At 51.7% G+C, this 21,129-nt stretch carries 21 protein-coding genes; 10 read left to right on the top strand and 11 right to left on the bottom strand.

Annotation, left to right across the window (positions count from 1 at the left end; all coding sequences use genetic code 11):
- Position 1: 1 nt before the first annotated feature.
- From ACYVI1_RS18600 to ACYVI1_RS18580, 5 genes are all read left to right on the top strand, one after another.
- Positions 2 to 634, top strand: coding sequence for a hypothetical protein (locus ACYVI1_RS18600; RefSeq protein ID WP_460912240.1), 633 nt, complete (start codon positions 2 to 4; stop codon positions 632 to 634).
- On the top strand, positions 631 to 1,746 hold the full coding sequence (locus ACYVI1_RS18595; RefSeq protein ID WP_460912239.1) for an Acg family FMN-binding oxidoreductase: 1,116 nt from the start codon (positions 631 to 633) through the stop codon (positions 1,744 to 1,746). Before ACYVI1_RS18600 ends, ACYVI1_RS18595 begins: the two co-directional genes overlap by 4 nt.
- 250 nt (positions 1,747 to 1,996) lie before the next feature.
- Complete coding sequence (locus tag ACYVI1_RS18590; RefSeq protein WP_460912238.1) at positions 1,997 to 3,382, top strand: alpha/beta hydrolase fold domain-containing protein; 1,386 nt, start codon at positions 1,997 to 1,999, stop codon at positions 3,380 to 3,382.
- 106 nt (positions 3,383 to 3,488) lie between these two features.
- A complete protein-coding gene (locus ACYVI1_RS18585) occupies positions 3,489 to 3,938 on the top strand; it encodes a hypothetical protein (protein ID WP_460912237.1) in 450 nt (149 codons plus the stop codon).
- Positions 3,939 to 4,002: 64 nt separating this feature from the next.
- Positions 4,003 to 4,584: a DUF1003 domain-containing protein gene (locus ACYVI1_RS18580; protein WP_460912236.1), complete on the top strand. Its 582-nt coding sequence runs from the start codon at positions 4,003 to 4,005 to the stop codon at positions 4,582 to 4,584.
- A gap of 30 nt (positions 4,585 to 4,614) precedes the next feature.
- Here ACYVI1_RS18580 and ACYVI1_RS18575 read toward each other — a convergent pair whose 3' ends face one another.
- From ACYVI1_RS18575 to ACYVI1_RS18525, 11 genes are all read right to left on the bottom strand, one after another.
- Positions 4,615 to 7,254, bottom strand: coding sequence for a cation-translocating P-type ATPase (locus tag ACYVI1_RS18575; RefSeq protein WP_460912235.1), 2,640 nt, complete (start codon positions 7,252 to 7,254; stop codon positions 4,615 to 4,617).
- Between the two features lie 41 nt (positions 7,255 to 7,295).
- Positions 7,296 to 7,799, bottom strand: coding sequence for a hypothetical protein (locus tag ACYVI1_RS18570; protein WP_460912234.1), 504 nt, complete (start codon positions 7,797 to 7,799; stop codon positions 7,296 to 7,298).
- A gap of 15 nt (positions 7,800 to 7,814) precedes the next feature.
- Entirely contained in the window at positions 7,815 to 8,654 is an 840-nt protein-coding gene (locus ACYVI1_RS18565; protein WP_460912232.1) for a universal stress protein, read from the bottom strand.
- Positions 8,655 to 8,744: 90 nt separating this feature from the next.
- The gene (gene pstB, locus ACYVI1_RS18560; protein WP_460912231.1) at positions 8,745 to 9,497 is read right to left on the bottom strand and encodes a phosphate ABC transporter ATP-binding protein PstB; all 753 of its coding nucleotides are present in this window, start codon (positions 9,495 to 9,497) and stop codon (positions 8,745 to 8,747) included.
- Between the two features lie 3 nt (positions 9,498 to 9,500).
- Positions 9,501 to 10,343: a phosphate ABC transporter permease PstA gene (gene pstA / locus ACYVI1_RS18555; RefSeq protein WP_460912230.1), complete on the bottom strand. Its 843-nt coding sequence runs from the start codon at positions 10,341 to 10,343 to the stop codon at positions 9,501 to 9,503.
- Positions 10,340 to 11,224 carry a phosphate ABC transporter permease subunit PstC gene (gene pstC / locus ACYVI1_RS18550; RefSeq protein ID WP_460912229.1) on the bottom strand — a complete coding sequence of 295 codons (885 nt, stop codon included), beginning with the start codon at positions 11,222 to 11,224 and terminating at the stop codon, positions 10,340 to 10,342. The genes pstA and pstC overlap by 4 nt, the downstream gene beginning before the upstream one ends.
- Positions 11,221 to 12,216, bottom strand: coding sequence for a PstS family phosphate ABC transporter substrate-binding protein (locus ACYVI1_RS18545; RefSeq protein WP_460912228.1), 996 nt, complete (start codon positions 12,214 to 12,216; stop codon positions 11,221 to 11,223). Before ACYVI1_RS18545 ends, pstC begins: the two co-directional genes overlap by 4 nt.
- 59 nt (positions 12,217 to 12,275) lie before the next feature.
- Positions 12,276 to 13,271, bottom strand: coding sequence for a 2-hydroxyacid dehydrogenase (locus ACYVI1_RS18540; RefSeq protein ID WP_460912227.1), 996 nt, complete (start codon positions 13,269 to 13,271; stop codon positions 12,276 to 12,278).
- Between the two features lie 33 nt (positions 13,272 to 13,304).
- Entirely contained in the window at positions 13,305 to 14,123 is an 819-nt protein-coding gene (locus tag ACYVI1_RS18535) for a universal stress protein (protein WP_460912226.1), read from the bottom strand.
- A 39-nt stretch (positions 14,124 to 14,162) separates the two neighbouring features.
- The gene (locus tag ACYVI1_RS18530) at positions 14,163 to 14,603 is read right to left on the bottom strand and encodes a 5-fold beta-flower protein (RefSeq protein ID WP_460912225.1); all 441 of its coding nucleotides are present in this window, start codon (positions 14,601 to 14,603) and stop codon (positions 14,163 to 14,165) included.
- Positions 14,604 to 14,701: 98 nt separating this feature from the next.
- On the bottom strand, positions 14,702 to 15,034 hold the full coding sequence (locus ACYVI1_RS18525) for a thioredoxin domain-containing protein (protein ID WP_460912224.1): 333 nt from the start codon (positions 15,032 to 15,034) through the stop codon (positions 14,702 to 14,704).
- A 179-nt stretch (positions 15,035 to 15,213) separates the two neighbouring features.
- On the opposite strand from ACYVI1_RS18525, the gene ACYVI1_RS18520 reads away from it, so the two are divergent.
- The 5 genes from ACYVI1_RS18520 (at position 15,214) to ACYVI1_RS18500 (ending at position 21,066) form a co-directional block, all read left to right on the top strand.
- Positions 15,214 to 16,830: a sensor histidine kinase gene (locus tag ACYVI1_RS18520; protein ID WP_460912223.1), complete on the top strand. Its 1,617-nt coding sequence runs from the start codon at positions 15,214 to 15,216 to the stop codon at positions 16,828 to 16,830.
- Complete coding sequence (locus tag ACYVI1_RS18515) at positions 16,808 to 17,902, top strand: response regulator (protein WP_460912222.1); 1,095 nt, start codon at positions 16,808 to 16,810, stop codon at positions 17,900 to 17,902. The genes ACYVI1_RS18520 and ACYVI1_RS18515 overlap by 23 nt, the downstream gene beginning before the upstream one ends.
- Before the next feature lie 45 nt (positions 17,903 to 17,947).
- Entirely contained in the window at positions 17,948 to 18,793 is an 846-nt protein-coding gene (locus ACYVI1_RS18510; protein ID WP_460912221.1) for an NmrA family NAD(P)-binding protein, read from the top strand.
- A gap of 321 nt (positions 18,794 to 19,114) precedes the next feature.
- Positions 19,115 to 20,749 carry a two-component regulator propeller domain-containing protein gene (locus ACYVI1_RS18505; protein ID WP_460912220.1) on the top strand — a complete coding sequence of 545 codons (1,635 nt, stop codon included), beginning with the start codon at positions 19,115 to 19,117 and terminating at the stop codon, positions 20,747 to 20,749.
- A gap of 146 nt (positions 20,750 to 20,895) precedes the next feature.
- Positions 20,896 to 21,066, top strand: coding sequence for a two-component regulator propeller domain-containing protein (locus ACYVI1_RS18500; RefSeq protein WP_460912341.1), 171 nt, complete (start codon positions 20,896 to 20,898; stop codon positions 21,064 to 21,066).
- The last annotated feature ends 63 nt before the right edge of the window (positions 21,067 to 21,129 follow it).

Below are 21,129 nucleotides of genomic sequence, written 5' to 3'. Positions count from 1 at the left end.
CATGAAAAAGCTATTCAGATTAACAGGCATTGCCGTACTGGTGATTGGGGGTGCCTGGACGCTCCTGACACTCTGGGCAGAACGGGCCGGACCAAAACGAAGCTGGACACTGGGCAGTCAGACCGCAAAAAAGAGGGCGTTGATTGTGTATGACCCTGACCCGTTCTACAATTTGGATGAGCAGATAAGCCGGTCGTTTGGTCAGGCCCTCGCCGATGGGGGTATGCGGGTGACCATTGCCACCGTTGAAGCAGCCCCCGACGTTGAAAATCAGCCAGTTGATTTGTATGTGTTTTGCGCCAACACCTACAATTGGAGGCCTGATTGGGCTGTGAGCCATTTTATCGAAAAACAAGTGACGCTGGAGGGCAAATCTGTCGTGGCCATTACCATCGGGGGCGGTTCGACAGGGGCTTCCCAAAAAGCACTGGAAAAGTTGATTCTAAACAGAAAGGCTAACCTGCTGGACTCCCGTTCGCTGTGGCTACTGAGGCCAAATGACGAATCACGCGGGACAGAATCCAACATCGCCGTTACGGTGTCGATGGCCTATTTGTGGGGGGAAGAAATTGCGAAGCGTCACCTCACCAGGTCAGCGGTTTCGGCCCAATTGACGCCAACAAATCAGCCATGAACAGACGGAAAATTTTAGGCATCGCCGGAGCCACTATTGTTCTGGCCAGCGGCACGTATTACTTACTCAGCGACAGGCGTAATTTCACGAGGGCAGATAGCGGGCTAACCGGCACCGGCACTACTCAATTGACCGCTGATGAACGGGCCATTTTGTTCCTGGCGTCCCTCGCACCGAGCGGGCACAACACCCAACCCTGGTTCATAAAACACCTTGAACCGAATCATTGGGTCGTCGGCAACGATAAAAGCCGATGGCTTCCCGGTGTTGACCCAATTCAGCGGGAAACCATCCTGTCGATAGGTGCATTCCTGCAAAATCTTGAGTATGCCGCCAGTAGCTTAGGGTATACCTGCCAGCTCGATACGATTGCCACGAGCAATCAGGATGAAGACATGGTCGAGGTAAAGCTCAGTAAATCAGGTAATACGCCAGCATATGACACCCAAAAAATAATACGGCGCAGAACCGTGCGGTCAAATTACCTCGGTGAGGTATTGAAAAAGGAAGACCTTGCTTATCTGGTCAACGGCGAACCTGATTTCGTCCACTTCATCCCAAACAGGGCGGAAGAAAATCGGTGGCTGAACGAACAAACCATTGAAGCCAACCGGATTCAGTCGTACCGGGATGAGGCTCAACAGGAGTTGGCCGACTGGATTCGATTCTCCAGCCAGGATGCCGATAAATATCGGGACGGACTCACCACGGCAGGCATGGAAATAGATGGAATTCCCGGCTGGGTTGTGCGAAATTTTTACGGAAAATCAGCCGTAATGAAGTCTGATTTCAGAGACCAAGCCATTGACAACGTGAGGAGGCAGGTCTCCCAATCGGCGGGTTGGCTACTGATTACCAGCAACGGTAACGCCGTAACAACGCTGCTCGAAACGGGCAAACGAATGCAGCGGCTGTTCTTAACCGTGCGGAACCGGGGCATTGCCATCCATCCCATGACGCAGATTCTTGAGGAGTCACCAACGAATCAAACCGTAAATGAATCCATCGGCATCAGCGATACGGTGCAATTTATCCTGCGCGTCGGCTACGTGAAAACATATCCCGAACCGGTTTCGCTCCGGCGGTCGGTCGACTGGTTCGTGCGGGCGTGAGGAATGTCAAATTATCTACCATTTAATTCAGATTACGATGGTTATGCGTTATGCCTTTCGGTTCAATAATATAAGCATAAATCAACAGCCATTTATTGATTTTATTTCATGCATCGCTTTTAACTGATATAAATCAGTTCTTTTTCGGGCATCCATCATTTTCTTTTTTTAATCAGGTATTTTACTTTGCTACTGTAAATACAATTTAAGAAAAGGACTTTTTATTAAAAATTATTTTAAAGAAATCCAAATGGAAATTATAATATTAGTCATTCAAATTTTTGCAACGATTTTAGGTTGTTTAGCTGCACTAATGAGCATTCCGATTTTCCTTCGACTACATTGGCCTGCGCCGGTTTTGTGGATAGTAAAACTATTTGTTTCTGCATTATCAACGTTGCTTGTCCTCGTTGGTGTATTGAGCGTCTTTGTAGGACTGACAACGGGTTCGGTCTTTATTAGTTTGATTGGCCTATATGACGTTTTGATTTTTTCCATACATATCGTTAGCGTTACGCGGCCACCTGTTTTTTCAAGCAGTTTTGAACGAACTTTCGGTTTGAATTGGAAAAACCGCATAAGTACCGAACAAAAAAATAACTTTCTCCCCGGACGAATAATAATAAAATTACCCGCCGTTCCAATTCCACGCATAGGACAAGACATTTCGTTTGCAACTATTCCTGGCAGCAACCGAAAACTTTTGTGTGATGTATGGCAACCAAATGCAACTGTCACCCCTTCGGGTTTGGCGTTTATATATATGCATGGCAGTGCGTGGTCTCTGCTCGATAAAGATGTCGGTACTCGTCCATTTTTTAGTCACCTAACTGCCCAGGGTCATGTGATTATGGACGTGGCTTATCGCCTTGCGCCTGAAACGGACATGATGGGAATGGTAAACGATGTAAAGCGAGCCATCGCATGGATGAAAGAGAATGCACGCACTTACGGAATAAATCCTGATACAATTGTTGTGGGCGGTGGTTCTGCGGGAGGTCATCTTGCCCTGATGACAGGCTATACAGCCAACAACCCGCAGTTTACGCCAGAAGAACTGGTAGGGAAGGACATCAGCGTATGCGGAGTGGTTTCCCTCTATGGTCCAACAGATTTAGCCGCAATGTACTACCACACTAACCAGCATCTTACTACCCGCTCAACTCCGGGCTCGGCAAAAAAAGCGTTGCCTGTTCAAATGCCCGAATGGCTGATTAAAAGAATGGGGAAAGCCTATTACCGCTTTAACTTTGATAAAGACTTTGCCAATGCAGGGGTTTTTGCTTCTCTTCTGGGTGGGCATCCGGATGAGTGCCCTGAACAATACGCTCTTTTCTCACCGGTCACGCATGTACATGCTGACTGCCCTGCCACAATCCTGATACAGGGTGAACATGACCTGATGGCCCCCGTAAATACCACCCGTATTCTGCACACCCGTTTGGTGGAGGAAAAAGTGCAAACGGTCATGCATATTTTACCACAAACAGACCATGCATTTGACCTTTTATTGCCCAAAATATCCCCATCAGCACATACGGCAATTTATGATGTGGAACGATTCCTGGCGTTACAAATCAAAAACGTTGAGAAGTCAGAGGTAATTACAGAAAAGATTGAAGAATATCCATTATAACAAGTATCAAAATGATTTGCTCTTTGTTACTGTCCATTTTTGGCGTGGCAAACACCAAAAAGATAGATAAACAGAAGTTTCCAAATCCTCCTGTAAAGACAACGCTATGAAGACCCAAGTATCACAAAATTATCTACTGTTTCTATTGGCATTTCTCGGTCTTGGTGCTATTGGGGGCGGGGGCGCATTCATCATTTCTCCCAGCGGTGCCTTGTTTGGTATGCCCCTTTCGATGTTAGCGAAATCGCCCTTTACCAATTTTTTGATACCGGGAATCATTCTGTTCGTCGTGCTGGGCCTAATTCCCTGTGGCCTGGTATTCGCCCTGCTGAAAAAGCCTAAAAGTAAGTTGGCCGAGCAATTTAATTTTTACCCCGACATGCACTGGGCCTGGACGGGCAGTATTTATGTGGCTTTCGCGCTTATCATCTGGATACAGGTCGAAATGGTTTTTCTCCAGGCCGTCGATTGTCTGCACACGGTCTATATGTTTCTGGCCATAGCCATCCTCTTTGTCGCGCTATTGCCGACTGTCAGAAGCATGTACAAAAAATAGATAAGTCGCTTAGGCCGTCTTTTGTAATCAATATTTTGCTTACTGATTTTTAGAAAACACGAAAATGAACAACACCGAAATAGACCAGCTTTTATCGGATGAAAGCGCGCACCTCGAAAAGCTGCACAAGATTGTCAGGGACACGCTTGCCGCCGAAGAACTCATCGTTCATAACCTCGTTAATCCCCCGCTTGAGACACTAACGCGGGGTCAGGCGCTTTCGGATAAAGTCGCCCGATTTGGCGGAAGCTGGCGGTTTATCATCCTGTTCGGCATTATCCTGACGGGCTGGATTATTTTTAATGAAGTGGCTATTGGCCACTACAGGTTTGACCCCTATCCTTTCATTTTGATGAACCTGATTTTGTCTTGCATTGCTGCGTTGCAGGCCCCCATCATTATGATGAGCCAGAACCGGCAGGAAGAAAAAGACCGGATGCGGAGCGAAAATGATTACCTGATAAATCTGAAAGCTGAAATGCAAATCCGCAGCCTGAATCAGAAGGTCGATTTATTGCTGGAAGAGCAAATCAAAACCCTATTCGATACGCAGGAAAAGCAATTCGCTTTGCTGGAAGCCATAAACGACAAACTCGACAATCTTCTGATTAAACAGGAGATGGTAGTGCCTGTGACTCATAAATAACTCCGTTGTGCCTATCTGGTTAGAGAAGGATTAGCCAGTAACAGTGGGGATGGCAGGCAAGGCGGCAACGGTGGATTTTACCGGAGCCGATTCACGCCTACTACCCCGCTGCCGGATGACTAACTTCTGAATCTCGACCGCCCAGAAAACAAGGCTCGACACACCGACCGTGATGGCCAGTTCGGACCACGTCAACGGCTGGGTGTTAAAGAGGTTATTGAAAAAGGGGACGTAGATAATCATCAGTTGCAGTGCGACAGTTAGCGTAATTGCGCCCAGCATGGGTTTGTTGGCCAGCAGCCCCATACTAAATACCGACGACCGGCGGGAACGGATGGCAATGGCGTTGCCCAACTGAGAAAAACACAGCACCGTAAAGGTCATGGTTTGCCAGTGTGGAATTTTGCTCTGAATCGCCCAGGCTTCCATACCGATAGTGACGGCCCCAATCAGTAGCCCGACCCACAGAATGAACCAGCCTAATCCATCGGCGAAAATGGTTTGCTTCGGGTCGATGGGCGGCCGTTGCATACTGTTTTTCTCGGCAGGTTCGTAGGCCAGCGCCAGACCCGGCAGGCCGTCCGTTATCAGATTAATCCACAGAATGTGAATCGCCAGCAAGGGAACGGGTAGCCCGAAAAAAGGCGCGAAAAAGAGGGCGATAATCTCCCCTGCGTTGCCCGACATGATGTAGCGGATAAACTTCAGGATGTTGTCGAAGATGCGTCGCCCGTGCTTGACGGCTTTGACAATAGTGGCGAAGTTATCGTCGAGCAGAATCATGTGCGCGGCTTCTTTGGATACCTCCGTGCCGTTGATGCCCATCGCAATACCAATATCCGCGTTCTTCAGGGCTGGGGCATCGTTGACACCGTCGCCGGTCATGGCCACGAACTGGTGGCGGGCCTGCAACGCGCTGATAATCCGTAGTTTCTGGGCCGGGTCGACGCGGGCATACACCCGCACCTTTTCCACAATTTTATCAAAAGCCGGTTCATCTAATTTCGTCAGTTCCGGCCCGGTCAGCACCAACTCATCGGCCGACGAAATGATACCTAAGGATTGGGCGACGGCTTTGGCGGTCAGTTTATGGTCGCCGGTAATCATGACGGTAATAATACCGGCTTGTTTGCACTCGGCTACGGCCTGCCGGGCCTCGTGGCGGGGCGGGTCCATCAGGCCAACGAAGCCGATAAAAGATAAGCCAGATTCGATAGTGGCGGGCGTAACGTCCGGGGGCAGTTTGGGCAGGAGTTTAGCCGCGTAGCCCATCGTGCGGAAGCCCCGTTCGGCCATCGCATCGACGCGCTTTCGCAGGTCGGCAACGTCCGCCTGCTGGCTCGCATCAAGCTGTTTGAACAGCGACCCCACCGCTCCTTTGGTGATGCACAGAAACCCCTGCTCGGTTTGGTGCAGCGTAGTCATGCACTTGCGCTCCGAGTCGAAGGGTAGTTCGGCAACGCGCGAAAACTGGCCTTCAAGTTTGGTTCGGTCGTAATCCCGGTCAGCGGCATAATGCGTCAGGGCCACTTCGGTCGAGTCGCCAAGCCAGTTTCCGTCGGTATCTTTGGTTACGTCGTTATTCAGCGCCATCGCCGTCAGCAGCCCGTCGCCGTTCGTCAAAACAGGAAGGGTGAACGTTGGCGATTGGTCGATTTCCGCAACTGTCATTTTGTTGAGTGTCAGCGTGCCCGTTTTGTCGGTGCAGATGTAGGTGACCGACCCCAGCGTTTCTACGGCGGGCAGTTTGCGAATGAGTGCGTTGCTTTTTACCAACCGTTTCGCACCCAAAGCCAGGGCGACGGTAACCACAGCGGGCAGTGCTTCGGGAATGGCGGCCACGGCGAGCGAAATCGAAACCAGCAATAAATTCAGCAACGGCTCACCCCGCAACCACCCCGCCCCGAAAAAGAGCAGGCAAATCACTAATGCCCCAACCGACAACCCCTTACCAAACGTAGCCAGCCGTTTTTGCAGGGGCGTCGTCGTCTCGTCGGTCTGAATCAGTTTGGCAATTTTTCCCAGTTCAGTGGTCATGCCGGTTGCCACGACATAGGCCGTAGCCCGCCCGTTGGTCACGAACGTGCCTTTGTAGCCCATATTCAGCCGGTCGCCGAGCGGATACTCACCGGGGGGTAGCCCATCTGAATTTTTCTCGACGTTATCCGACTCCCCGGTCAGCGATGACTCATCGACTTTCAGAGCGTGAGTGTCCATAAACCGGACATCGGCAGGGATGATATTGCCCGCTTCGAGCAGCGTCACGTCGCCGGGCACTAAATCTGCTGTAGCTACTGAAAGCGTCTGCCCGTTCCGCAACACCTGGGCCTGATTGGCGGCCATCTTTTTGAGAGCTTCCATCGACTTTTCGGCCCGGTACTCCTGAATAAACCCAACGATGGCATTCAGGACCACAATGGCCAGAATGACGTAGGTTGATTTCACCTCCCCCACTACCCCCGAAATAATAGCAGCCGCAATGAGCACCAGAATCATGACATCCGTGAACTGGTGCAGCAGGATGAGCCAGACGGTCTTCTTTCGGGCGTCGGCAATCTGGTTAGGACCGGATTCGGCCAGCCGCTGCTGGGCCGTGGCGGAGTCAAGCCCGGCAGGTGTGGTGTTCAGCGATTGGGCTACGTCCGCAACCGACGCAACGTGATAATCCATACAGAGAGCCGTTGAGAATGGGGGATGAATTGGGTCCAGTGTTAATAGGTGGCAGGCAATGAAATCCGATTTTTGTCGAAAACCCCACGTACTGTTTTACGGCCTTCGTGTCTGAAAAGTTGGTAGAAGGCAAACGCCAGCAACAAGGTGCATGGAAAACCGGCCCCCATCCCAAGCGGTGCAATACTCAGGCAAAACAGGATACCACCTATGCACCCCGCCCGAAACCAATGCCGGTTCATGAACATCGATGCGGCAATGAAAACCTGACCGACAACAATGCTCAGCACCATCGGTTGAATGATGGTGTCGAAGGGGCCCAGAATAAACCGACCGTACAATGGAATGGCATATTCCTCGTAACTCTGATAGACCCAGGGCGAATCGAGTACCGTTCCTGTGTTGACAACGGCGGCTAAGGCAAAAATGAAAAAGAACACCACGCGGGTGACGCCCGGCCAGCGGTAACTGCCGATGACCTGGACCAGAGCGATTACGTTGACCACTACATAGGCAATGATAATCAGGGTATTGAGCGTTTTCATGCTATTTCCTATCAGCTATTTATTCAGATGCATAATCAGCACCGGTATGGTGGCATGATTCAACACATCTTCGGCGACGCTGCCCTGCAACAAATGACGCAGGCCTTTGTGTCCGTGGGTATAGAGCACAATCAAATCGGCCTGCCGTTCGGTGGCGTAGTTTAAGATGCCGTCCTCAACGCTGCGGGCGTAGCGGATATGCAGTTCATAGTCAGTAAACCCTTTTTCCCCAGCCAGTTCATCCATCCAGGCATGTATGCCTTCGGGAGCGCGGCTATCACTGGGCGTACTCACGTAAAGGAACTGTTTCAGGCTGTTCCCGGTCGCGCCGAACGGATAGAGAGGCCAGTGTTGCTTCAGGGCATCGTCCATGTCGATAGCAGCAACAGCATTCGTCGGAGCAAAGGGCACGACCGCCTGTTTCAGCACCAGGACCGGGCAGTGGGCATCCCGAACGATGTGTTCAGCATTGGAACCAAAGAGCCACTCATCCCAGCCCGATGCCCCATGCGTGGCCAGCACCAATAAATCGACGTTTCCGGTCCGCCGGTGCGGGTCGGTCATGGCTTCATACAGGCCGTCAGCATCCCGGCAGGTGATTGGGGTAATGGAGACATCCTGATAAGCCGGGTTTTCCGCCAGTTGCTTCAACTCGGCTTCATCGGTATCTTCCTGCTCATCGAGGTAGCTGAGCATAGCCATCGAGCCTTCAACGGTGTTGGCGCGGGCTATCGAAAACGGCACGTAATGCACCAGCAGGATTTCGGCCCCGTAGGTACGGGCTAAGTCGGCAGCCACCTGAAGGGCACTATCAGATAGTAGACTTAAATCAGTTGGAACCAATATGGTTTTCATACTACACGGGTTTGTTCACCTGTAAAGATGGCGGCATCTGCTCCAGCCAACCCATGAGACTGGTCAGTTCCCGACCTGATTTGCGTCAGTTCACCCAAACTTACCCGCCAGATACCGCTGTGTTTCGGGTTCGCGGGCCTGCTCGAATAAGCGTTTTGTATCGTTATGTTCAATGAGTTTGCCGAGGTTGAAAAACGCCGTTTTGTCGCTGATGCGGCTGGCCTGCTGCATGTTGTGCGTCACGATCACCAGTGTACAGGTTTGCCTGAGTTCGAGCAGCAGTTCCTCAATTTTAGCCGTCGAAATGGGGTCTAACGACGAAGCTGGTTCATCGAGCAGCAGAATGGCCGGTTCAACCGCCAACGCCCGCGCAATGCACAACCGCTGCTGCTGCCCACCCGACAGCGACAGGGCTGATTTGGTCAGGATGCCGCTCACTTCGTCCCACAGGTCGGCCCGGCGGAGGGCCTGTTCGGCTTTTTCGTTCAGAACTGATTTCTGCGAAACACCCTGCAACCGAAGGCCGTAGACTACATTCTCGAAAATAGATTTGGGAAACGGATTGGGTTGCTGGAATACCATGCCAACCCGTTTGCGGAGGTCTTCGGTCGACACGTCCGGGGCGTAAATTTCTTCCCCTTCCACCAGCACGTCGCCTTCTTTGCGGAAGTCGCCGATGAAGTCGTTCATCCGGTTAAATAGCCGTAAAAACGTCGATTTGCCGCAACCCGACGGGCCAATCAGAGCCGTGATGCAATGTTCGTCGATGCTCAACGACACCTGATCGAGTACTTGTTTAGTGCCGTAGAACACGTTGACGGATTTACTTTCCAGGATAGCCATAGCTTAGGATCTATTCTGCCGTTGCCAGCGACTGCGTAGGTAAATGGCGATGCCGTTGAGCAGGAACGTAACAAACAGCAGCACGATGATGGCGGCTGCGGCAGCGGCTTTGAAGCCCGCCTGCGGCCGGTCGATCCAGTTGAAAATCTGCGTTGGCAGGGCCGAAAACGCATCGAACGGACTCGTTGGGGCAAACGGTACGTAGGCCAGTACCCCAATGGCGACCAGCGGGGCTGCTTCGCCAATGGCCCGCAACAGGGCCAGAATAACACCCGTCATGATACCGCCCGCTGCGGCTGGCAACACCTGAAACCACACCGTTTGCCAGTGCGTAGCCCCCAGCCCATATGACCCCTCGCGGATAGAGTTGGGAACAGCTTTGACAGCCTCGCGGGTAGCCACGATGATGGTGGGCAACACCAGCAGGGAGAGTGTGGCAGCCGCCGACAATACACTGCTTCCCCACTGCAACGTCTGCACAAAGAACCCCAGTCCCAGCAGTCCGTAAATGATCGACGGGATACCGGCCAGGTTCAGGATGTTGATTTCCACCAGGGTGGCCAGCCAGTTTTTTTTGGTGTATTCTTCCAGATATAGCCCCGCCCCAATGCCCACCGGAACAGCCAGTAAAGCCGTTAGTGCCAGAATATAGAACGACCCAGCCAATGCCGTATAAATACCCGCCCGTTCGGGAAAGCGCGACGGCAGGTTGGTCAGAAAGGAGCCGCTCAACCGCCCGGCACCCTGCCGGATAATGTCGACCAGAAATAACGCGAGCAGCAACAGCCCCACAAACGTGCAGATGATGCCGATGATCCTGAAAAGTGTATCGTTTCGATTCCTCATAACGAGTTGGAGTAACGGGTGCGAATCCAGTAGCCAACGTTGTTGAGGGCGAACGTGACGAGGAACAGGGCCGTGCCAGCCGCGTAGATCGTCCTGAATTCGGGCGAATCGCGCGGTACGTCGCCCTGACTCACCTGCACGATATAGGTCGTAATGGTTTCGATGGGAACGCGCGGATCGAGCGTCAGGCGGGGCTGCTGACCGGCGGCTACGGCCACGATCATCGTCTCGCCCACGGCCCGCGAAAATGCCAGAATCAGCGACACCAGAATACCCGACGAGGCTGCTGGCACCATCACCCGGAAAGCCGTTTGCAGCCGCGTAGCTCCCAGGCCGTAGGAAGCTTCGCGCAGTCGTTCGGGTACGGCCATCAACGCATCTTCGCTCAGGGAGGAAACCAGCGGAATAATCATGATGCCCATCACGATGCCCGCTGAGAGTGCATTAAAGCCGCCTAAGCCAGGAATAATCTGCTGCAAAAATGGGGTCACCACGGTCAGGGCGAAGAAACCATAGACCACCGTTGGCACGGCGGCCAGCAGTTCGAGGGTGGGCTGCATCACCCGCCGGAACGTGGCGGTAGCGTATTCGCGCAGGTACACGGCAATGATAACGCCCACCGGTACGGCCACCAGCATAGCAATGAGCGTCGTTAGCAACGTACCCGTCAGCAGGGGTAGAATGCCAAAATGTTTGTCGGCAAACAGGGGTGTCCATTCCGTGTCGGTCAGAAAATCGAACAGGCTAACCGACCGGAAAAACAAAATCGTTTCTGAAAACAGAGTCCAGATAATACCCAGGGTAATCAGTACGGTCAATAGCGCACAGGCCGCTAAGGTGCCTTCGATAATACGTTCGGTGCGAAGCTGGCGGGTTGTCATCGCGTCAGGGGCGCAGGTATAGCCGCGAACTGCCCGAACCCAACGCGCTGGCGGGTACTTTCGGCCTGGCTCAACGGTACGTACCCGGCCTGTTGAGCCAACCGGGCAATGTTGTCAAGATAATAAGCGACGAACGTCTGCACCGTCGGCTGCCGGGCGGCAGCCTGATTGATGTACAGAAACAGCGGGCGGGTCAGCGGAGCATACGTTTTATTTCGTACCGTTTCGATAGTTGGCCGAACAGGGCCTTTACCATTCTGGTCATTGCCATCATCGACGGGTACTAGTTTGACCCTGCCTTTATTTTCGTCTACGTAGGCCAGCCCGAAAAAACCCAGCGCGAGTTTGTCGGTAGCCACGCCCTGCACCAGCACGTTATCGTCTTCGCTGGCGGTGTAGTCGCCCCGGCTGGCGTGGGCTGTACCGACAATAGCCTGGGTAAAATAATCGTAGGTGCCCGACGCTATCCCCGCGCCAAACAGGTGAATTTCGGCATCGGGCCAGCCGGGGCGGAGTTGATTCCAGCGGGTAAGTTGACCCTGAGCCGCCGGTTCCCAAAGCCGTCGGAGTTCGGCCACGGTTATGCTGGTGGCCCAGGTATTGGCCGGGTTCACCACGATGGCCAGCCCATCGTAGGCTACCTCGACAGCGAGAAACCGGACGTTGTTTTGCCCGCAATGAGTACGTTCGGGTTTGGTAATTGGGCGCGACGCGTCGGCAATCTGGATTTCGTCGCGGCAGAACTTCTGAAACCCGCCCCCCGTCCCGGATATGCCGACCGTTATTTTTTGGTCGGGGTGCTGCTTTCCGTACTCTTCGACAACGGCTTCTGTCAGCGGAAACACCGTGCTCGACCCGTCGATGTGAATCGTGTCCGGGTTGGCGGGGTTGGAGCGGCAGTCGAACAGCATCAACCCCACCAGACAGGCATAACTAAGTGACCGTAATCGGTGCTCCACCGCATTCCTTACCGCTCTGATTGTCCACATCATGCGTTAAGGTACGACTTACGCAAACCAACCCCATTCGTACGCTCATTACCAAATTGTTGTCATCCAACCACGACGCCATCCGTCGGCAAAAGCTCCTGCTCCAGATACGTCAGGTTATTGAGCGTCGTATGGGCAATCTGTTCCATAGCTTCCGTGGTGAAAAACCCCTGGTGCGCCGTAACCAGCACATTGGGCAGATGCGTCAGCGCGTTCAGAGCTGCATCGGGAAGGACTTTGTCCGACCAGTCGGCGAAGAAAAAATCATCTTCCTGTTCGTACACGTCGATCCCCAACGCGCCCAGGTGGCCACTTTGCAGGGCGTTCAGTACGGCGGGCGTATCCAGCAGACCGCCCCGGCTGGTATTAATCAGGTACGCACCGGGTTTCATACGGGTCAGTGCGGGGGCGTCAATCAGATGATGCGTTTCGGGCGTGAGCGGGCAATGGAGCGAGATAACATCAGCCTCCCTCAATACGTCATCCAGCGGCAGATACTCCACCCCTAACTGTTGCAATACGGCCGAGGGCGCCTTGTCGTAGGCCAATACGTGGCAACCAAAACCAAGCAGGATGCGGGCAAAAGCGGCACCAATCTTGCCCGTACCGATGACGCCAACCCGCTTGCCGTAGAGGTCAAACCCCATCAGACCATCGAGCGTAAAGTTATTTTGTTTGGTACGCTGGTACGCCAAATAAGTCTTCCGGTTCAGCGATAGCAATAGGGCAACGGCGTGTTCGGCTACGGAGTGGGGCGAGTAAGTTGGCACGCGCAGAATGCGGATACCCAATTGCTGCGCTGTCGGTATATCGACCTGATTTGACCCCGTACAGCGCAGAGCCACCAGCCGAATACCCTGCCCGGCCAGCGCCTGAAGCGTCGGCGCGTCGAGCCGGTCGTTGACAAATACGCAGATGGCCTGATGACCAGCCGCTAAGGAAACCGTTTCGGGCGTCAGGGTCTGGGCCAGAAAGGTCAACGTATGCCGTTGGTTGGGGTTGGCGGCTTCCAGAAAGGACTGCTCGTAGGGATGGCAGCTAAAAAAAGCGATGTTCATTGATGGCGGTGTTTACGTTGAGGTAGGCTGGAATCAGACAACCGCCAGCAGGGGTATGTCCGTCAGACGGGCCATGCGTTGGGTTTCGCCTTCAAAAATCAATTTCTGAAGCCAGTTCCGCATCTGCGGCAGCATCATAATCAGGTCTGCTTTGTTTTCGTGGGCAAAGGTCAGCAGGGTATCGTAAATTTCATCTCCGGTTTTAATGGTCAGCGTATGGGGGGTCGGATTCAGCAGGTGCCGAATATGCTCCGCGTGTTTCCGCGTGTCGGTGTCGTCGGGATTATCACTGATGCACAGCACATTGATGACGCTGCCGAACGACCGGGCGAAGTTCAGTGCCGTATCTAAGATTACTGCGTTAGGGGGTGTCGACAGGTCAATGCCCAGCACCACGTTTTTTACCCCGGCATAGGTAATGCCCGGCGGAATCAGCAGGAGCGGCACCTCCGTCTCAGCAACCATCCCCGTCGCAACGCTTCCCATTAATTGGGTACTTTGCGGAGCCGTGCCAACCGTCGACATAATCAGCAGATCGGCGTGTTCGTCCTTCGCTACGCTGCGTATAGCATTCATGGTGTGGCCTTCCTGAGCAATGCACCGGATTGGCAGGTCCGCGCCAATCTCTGCGCTCAGCTTATCGGCCAACTGTTGTAAGGACGTTAAGCTGCGTTCCCGCGTGGCTTCCAGCGACAGCGCGAAGTCGCCTGTTTTGGCCGGATTATCGGGCCAGACATGATAAGCGTGCAGTAAAATCAATTGGGCTTTCTGGTCAACGGCCAGATGACCCGCAAAGTGGGCTGCCCGGTTGGCGCTGGGCGAAAAATCGGTGGCAAGAACAATGGTTTTCATGAATAAGTCTTTGTTAGTTAACACGACAGGTAACGTTAATTAATTCATGTGTGTATGACCCGCCTGAAAGCAATGCAGCGCACAGGCCGTTCCTTTAAAGCTGTCATGCACATTGCCGATTTTGTTACCCTTCGCGTCGAAGATGTCGCAGGTCTCATCGGCATTGTCTTTTATAGTAAACATCAAATCACCGTTGGCATCCATGTACGTTTTTCCGTCCTTGCCCATACGGCCCATTTTTTTGCCGGTCTTCGCGTCGATTAAATTGCCCTGGCCATCAACGAAGGCTATTTTGTTGCCTTTAGCGTCTTTAATCATCCGGTCTTTGGTGACTAACCCGATGGCCACTCCTTTAGCGTCTTTAACCTGACCGGCGGCATTGATCGTCATGGGCTGTTTGTAGTTAGCCGACTGGCTAAAAACGAATAAGGGCATCAGCAACAAGGCAGAAGCGATAATAAAGGTTTGCAGTTGTTTCATGGCATTGATGATTGAAACTATTGACGATGTATTCAACTACAAAACAACAATGGTAAGCGTAGATCTATCCTGACGCGAATCAGCTCCTTACCTGATTCTTATTGGCTCTTTTCCGTGAGCAGCCTTTCAATCAGCAACATGAACGTCGATTCATCGGCCATGCCTTCATGCCGCCACAGTTCGATGCCCCGCCGAACCAGTACAAAAGCAGGCGTTTGGATTATGGCAAAACTCCGAACAACATCGGGGTGGGTGGCCTCATCGATCCGGAGCACCCGCAGCAAGCCGCCGAACTGTACTTTCAGCGAATCGGCAAGGGCTGTCAACGAGGCTTGCTGCCTGTGGTCTGCCCATTTGTGGGGCATAAAGATGAGCAGAACCGCCGATTGGGGAGTAAGTAAAATAGGGTTCGGCAGATCGTCGGATTTCATAGAGTGGTGTCCCTTCGCGTTCGGGAGCTTAAAGGCAATCACCAAAAGTGGGGGTTCTGCCCCTCAAATGGACTGATATTCGTCAGGTGTCAGCCTGATTAATAAACTGTTGTTGCTAATTTGGGTTAACTTAGCATAGAAATACTGTTGGCAGGTGCCAATGGGGCTTTTTTTACCCTATGCTGACCGCCTTGTATTCAAACCCCCTGACGGGCCTGCTTTTTGAAGAAAGCGACGATTTTATCGGCCTCTACAACCTGAGCGATGAGCGGTTTGTCCGAATCAATCAGGCCGGTGTGCGGATGCTTGGCTTCTCCTCGGAACAGGCTTTACTGACCGATCCCGTCCGCTCCCGGTCGTTGCGGACGCCCCCCTTGGAGGGAAAATATCGGACCAACCTGATTGAGCGTATCGTTCAGGCCGGAAAGCACGAAGAAACGGCCCAGATTGAGCGGCAGGACGGTCAACTGTTCTGGGGTAGGCTGATTATCAACGTGTTTACCGAAAACGGCTGCCCCTTCGCCCTCACCCGGCTCATCGATCAGGGACGGCTTCACCAGGCCGAGCGCGAACTCGATCATAGTGTTCGACGCTACGAAGCGATTTTCTCCAATGCGGCCATTGGCATTGTCGTTTGCAACGAGCGAGGGCAAATCGTATCCGCTAACCAGTTGGCCGACCAGTTATTTGGCTACGGGGTAGGTGAGTTAGAGACGCTGACCATCGAACAGGTCGTGCCAACGGGCGTGAGTAGTTACCATGAAAAACTCCGGCAATCGTTCAACACAACGCCCCAGGTGCGGGTGATGGGTCGCAACCGCGATCTGCACGCTCAGCGCAAAGATGGGTCGGTGTTTCCCGTCGAGATCAGTCTGAGTTATTTTCGGCTGGAAGCCGACCTGTATGCGGTGGCTTACATCATCGACATCACGCTTAAAAAAGAAGCGGAACAGCAATTGCTGGCTCACCGCGACCATATCCAACGGCTGAACACCGATCTGGAGCAGAAAGTGGCCGACCGCACCCATGCCCTGATGGAAACTCTCGACCAGTTGAAGCAGTCGAAAGACGAACTGGCCAGGGCGTTGGTGGCCGAGCAGAAATTGGGCGAACTCAAATCCCGGTTTGTGTCGATGGCCTCCCACGAGTTTCGCACCCCGCTGACGGCCCTGCAAACCTCGGCTACGTTGGTCGAGAAGTATGCCGGAGCCGACCAGCAGGACAAGCGAAAAAAGCACCTCGACCGCATTCGAACGTCCGTCAAGCACCTCAACGACATCCTCGAAGAGTTTTTGTCGGTCGGCAAGATCGAAGAAGGTAGAGTCGAAGCCCACCCTACCGAAGTTGATATGGCGCAATTGATGAGCGAAACCGTAGCCGATATGCAGAGTATACTGAAACTGGCCCAAACCGTGCAAACCCACCTGTCGTGTCCGGCCCCGGTCTGGCTCGACCCGTCGCTGCTGCGAAAAATCTTAGTCAATCTGCTGGCCAATGCCGTTAAGTATTCCGGGCCGGGGTCGGTCGTGACTGTTCGGGCCACCTGTGCCGGGAATCAGTTGACTCTTTCCGTCCAGGATCAGGGTGTGGGTATTCCAATCGACGATCAGGAACATCTGTTCGAGCGGTTCTTCCGGGCCAGAAATGTGGCCAATATTGCCGGCACCGGCCTGGGCCTGCACATCGTGGGCCGCTACGTGGAACTGATGGGTGGCCAGGTGTCGCTGCAAAGCGCGTTGAACCAGGGCACCACCGTTACCTTAACCCTTCCCTATGACAACGATCCTGCTGATTGAAGATAATGACTTTATCCGCGAAAATACCGCTGAGATTCTGGAATTGGCTGGCTATACGGTCCATACGGCCGAAAACGGAAAGATCGGCGTGGAATGTGCCCTTACTGAGAAGCCCGATCTGGTCATTTGCGATATTATGATGCCGGTGCTGGACGGCTACGGGGTGCTGCATATTTTCAACAAAAACCCGCAGCTAACGGGCGTGCCGTTTATTTTCCTGAGCGCCAAAATCGAGCGAACCGACTTCCGCAAAGGCATGGATTTGGGCGCCGACGACTACCTGACCAAACCCTTCGATGAGTCGGAACTGCTCAGCGCCATCGAAGGGCGCCTGAATCGTTTCCAAAATGTCCGCCCGCAACCCGAAACGCCAGGGGTGTGGCAATCCCCTGAGTACGACCGTTCCGGCAGCCCGGCTTCAGCAGAATGGTTGGATCAGTTCATGAACGACGCCCGTCAGGTGGGCAATCTGCAGAGCCTGTCGGCCGACCGAAAGCTCCACGCCGTTCGTAAAAAGCAGTACGTCTATTCGGAAGGCGACGAACCCACCCGGCTTTATTTCCTCAAATCGGGCAAGGTTAAAACCCTGCGTTCCAATGCCGATGGCAAAGAGTTTGTCACGGGACTGTATAACCCCGGTGATTTTTTTGGCTATTTAGCCCTGCTTGAAAATAGCGACTACACCGACTCGGCGGTGACCCTGGATGATGCTGAACTGATCTATATTCCCAAAGATGACTTTCGGCAGTTGCTGCTGGCCAATCCGGCGGTGAGCACCCAGTTCATCAAGTTGCTGGCGGGGCGGGTGGCCGAAAGGGAAGAACAATTGCTGGGCATGGCCTACAACTCCCTCCGGCGACGGGTGGCCGATACGCTCCTGCGGCTGCATGGGCAACAGCCCGAAGGCATCATTCAACTTTCGCGCGACGATCTGGCGGCCATGATCGGTACGGCGACCGAGTCGCTAATCCGTACCCTAAGCGAATTTAAACACGACGGCCTGATTGAGATGAGCGCATCGGGCGGCATCCAGGTTATGCAACCCGAAAAGCTACGCCGGGGCAACTGGTAAACCAACAAAGCGAATAAGGCAAGCTTCGGATTTTCTTTAATAACCATGATCACGTCTTACCTCATAACGGGGGCTACCGGCAATGTGGGGGCTGCTGTTCTTGCCCATTTCCCTGCGGATGTAAATCACTGTATTTATACGGCTGAGTATCACAAGGATTCGGTCACCGAAACTGGGCGATGGCTTGATTTTGAGCAGCCTGATTCGTTCGCCACGGCTTTGCGGGAAATTGATGTCGTCTTTCTGTTAAGACCCCCCCAACTGGCCGATGTGAACACCTATTTTGCTCCGTTTATTGCGGCTTGTCAGCGGGCAACCGTCAGGCATATTGTTTTTCTGTCGGTTCAGGGAGCCGACCAAATGTCCTTCATCCCCCACGCCAAACTGGAAAAGCTCATTCGCCGGAGTGGTATAGCCTACACCTTTATGCGTCCGTCTTATTTTATGCAAAATCTGACAACGACGCTCAAAGACGACATTGTGCGGCATCATCGTCTGTTTTTGCCCGCCGGTCAGGCTCCATTTCTATGGGTGGACGTAGCCGACATTGGCCGGGCAATCGGGGTGGTTCTCACCAATTGGACACAACACCAGAACAAAGCGTATACGATTACGGGTAGCGAGTTACTGACATTCGCTCAAGTGAGTAGGCTGCTCAGTGAGCGCATTGGGTATGAAGTGCGTTACGAGAGTCCCAACCCTATCCGGTACTATTTTGCCAAACGACGGGAAGGCATCGCGTCGAGGCTGATCCTGGTGATGCTGCTGCTGCATTTTCTGCCCCGGTTCCAGAAGGTTCCCCTGCTAAGCCCTGACTTCACCCGCATGACAGGACGGCAACCCAATACCTTAACTCAGTTTATTGACCAGTATATATCTTGCTGGCAATGAGGATAATCGCCGTTTCCTATTAATCAAAGCTGAGTAGTTTTGCCGAACGCGGCCCGGCCGAATCGTACCGCACGGGTAGCCCCGAAAATCCGTCACTTGCCTTTAAGAGTTACGATCCATAGTCTCACGAAAGGAGGGTTTTATAAGACAGTTGTATAGGCAACATTTTTGTACAATATGGCCAACGACTTAGGAGCAAAAATTCCCAGCAGTCAGTAAAAGATGCTTTTACATTTCGTTAACCTTCTTTTACAGGTCCTTAACAGAGGGCAGGATAAAAGCTTTTAGCTTTGTTAAAATCCTTGAAAACAAAAAATTGAAATGAATAAACTCGTGCACGTATATCCTTTGTTCTTGATGCTTGTTTTTCTCACTTCCTGTGGACAAAACCAAACAAACGTACCAAAAGATAACATCAAGTCCGAAATTAAAGATATAGGACCTAACATAATGGTTCGTAATATAAAAAAAGGCAGAAATGGCACCATTTTGATTGCTGGCCCGAACAACGTATCATTTGGTGATGTGTTTCGATACGATGGAAAATCGTTTACTAATCTTACCAGTAAAATAGGTCAGCACATATTCCAGGATGTGCTGGAAGATCGACGAGGAAATATTTGGTTCGCTTCTACTGATTCAGGTGCTTTTTATTACAACGGAAAATCCTTTCAACATTTCACTACTACGGAGGGCCTTGCCGATAATCGGGTTATGTCTGTTTATGAAGATAAGGCAGGCATTATTTGGTTGGGCACTGGAAATGGACTAAGCCGTTACGATGGGAAATCTTTTCGAAATTTTACCTCTCCGAACGCTCCGCTTTTTTATAAAGAAGGGCATTGGAATAATGAAATTAATACAATCATTGAAGATAAAACAGGGAAATTGTGGGTTGGCACAAGGGGCGACGCCTTTGTTTATGACGGGAAAAAATTTACCACGTTAATCCATGAAGGCGAACCCTTTCTCGGCGTTTGGGGTATAATGGAAGATAGAAAAGGTACTATTTGGCTCAGCGGTTACAACGGCTTTAAAGGAGGCCGTCGACCCGGTGGCCTCTATCGCTATGACGGCAGTAGCTTTACGAAGGTATCAGAGAGAGGTGCTTATGCAATAATCGAAGATAAAAAAGGAAACATCTGGACTACTGGTCCGGTAAATCCTGCTAATTGGACGGTCCAGGCACTTTCCCGTTATGATGCAAAGTCTTTGTATAGTAATAAGCCCACGGTAACCGAAATTATGTCAGGAAAGGCTTTTCTGGGGCTTTTGGAAGCGAACGATGGAAGTGTTTGGTTTGGCGATGCGACCGGCGTGTATCGGTATGATGGCAAGACCATCACGGACTTTTACAATAAAGAGGGCCAGAAAAAATATAGCATAGATACGAAGCAAAGTGTTGTCATCTGGAAAGGTTCTTATCTACTTGGTTATTGGGAGGGTTCTAAGTTAGTTAGTGATGGTTCCTTCAAAGGGGACGTCGATATAGTAAAAGGAGAGTTGTTGATCGAAAACCGTCATCTGGTGGGCGGTGCCGTTGAAGTCGACATGAATACGATTGAGCAAAAATTTGATAATCAACGTTCATACAATAAATTACCTGCATTTTTTGATGTCAAAAAATTCCCTGTTTCTACATTCGCAATTACGAAGGTTGAAACAGGTAATGATGGAAATACAAAAGTTCCGAATGATGGAAGTATAAGAGTTAATGAAGGAAATATAAAAGTTACAGGGAATCTGACCATGGAAGGTATCACGAAGGCAGTTACTTTTCCAGCCCAACTATATTTTAAGGACGGAATGGACGGAACTGTCGAGATTAATGGTACGCTGATCCTTGATCGAACAGATTGGGGTATCGATTATGGATCAGAAAAGCACTTTTATCGGTCTGGTGATGGAATTTCGGACGACTTTAAACTCTTTATGAAAATCGTAGCAAAAAAATAACATCTGAATCCATTAGACTTCAACTAGATCAGATCATGTCATTCTGTTACAAGAGCTTTTAGGTTTTTGAAATTCTTAAATAATTAAAACGATAAAATACTTTCCCGTCTATACTTTGTTCTTGATGTTTGTTTTTCTTACTTCCTGTGGACAAAACCGGGAAATTATGGTTTGGCACAAGGGGTGATCCCTGTTTTTATGATGGAAAGACATTTACTGTTTTCAGAAATAAAGATGGTAAAGCCTTTAACAACCTTTGGTCGATAATCGAAGATAAAAAAGGCCATATTTGGCTTGGTGACAATGATGGTCTTTAGCGGTATAACGGCAGTAGCTTTACGAAGGTATCAGAGAGAGGTGCTTATGCAATAATCGAAGAT

The sequence above is a fragment of the Spirosoma areae genome, from assembly GCF_054781775.1.
The sequence above is the reverse complement of the archived record's forward strand: the minus strand, read 5'-3'. Positions and strand labels throughout refer to the sequence as shown.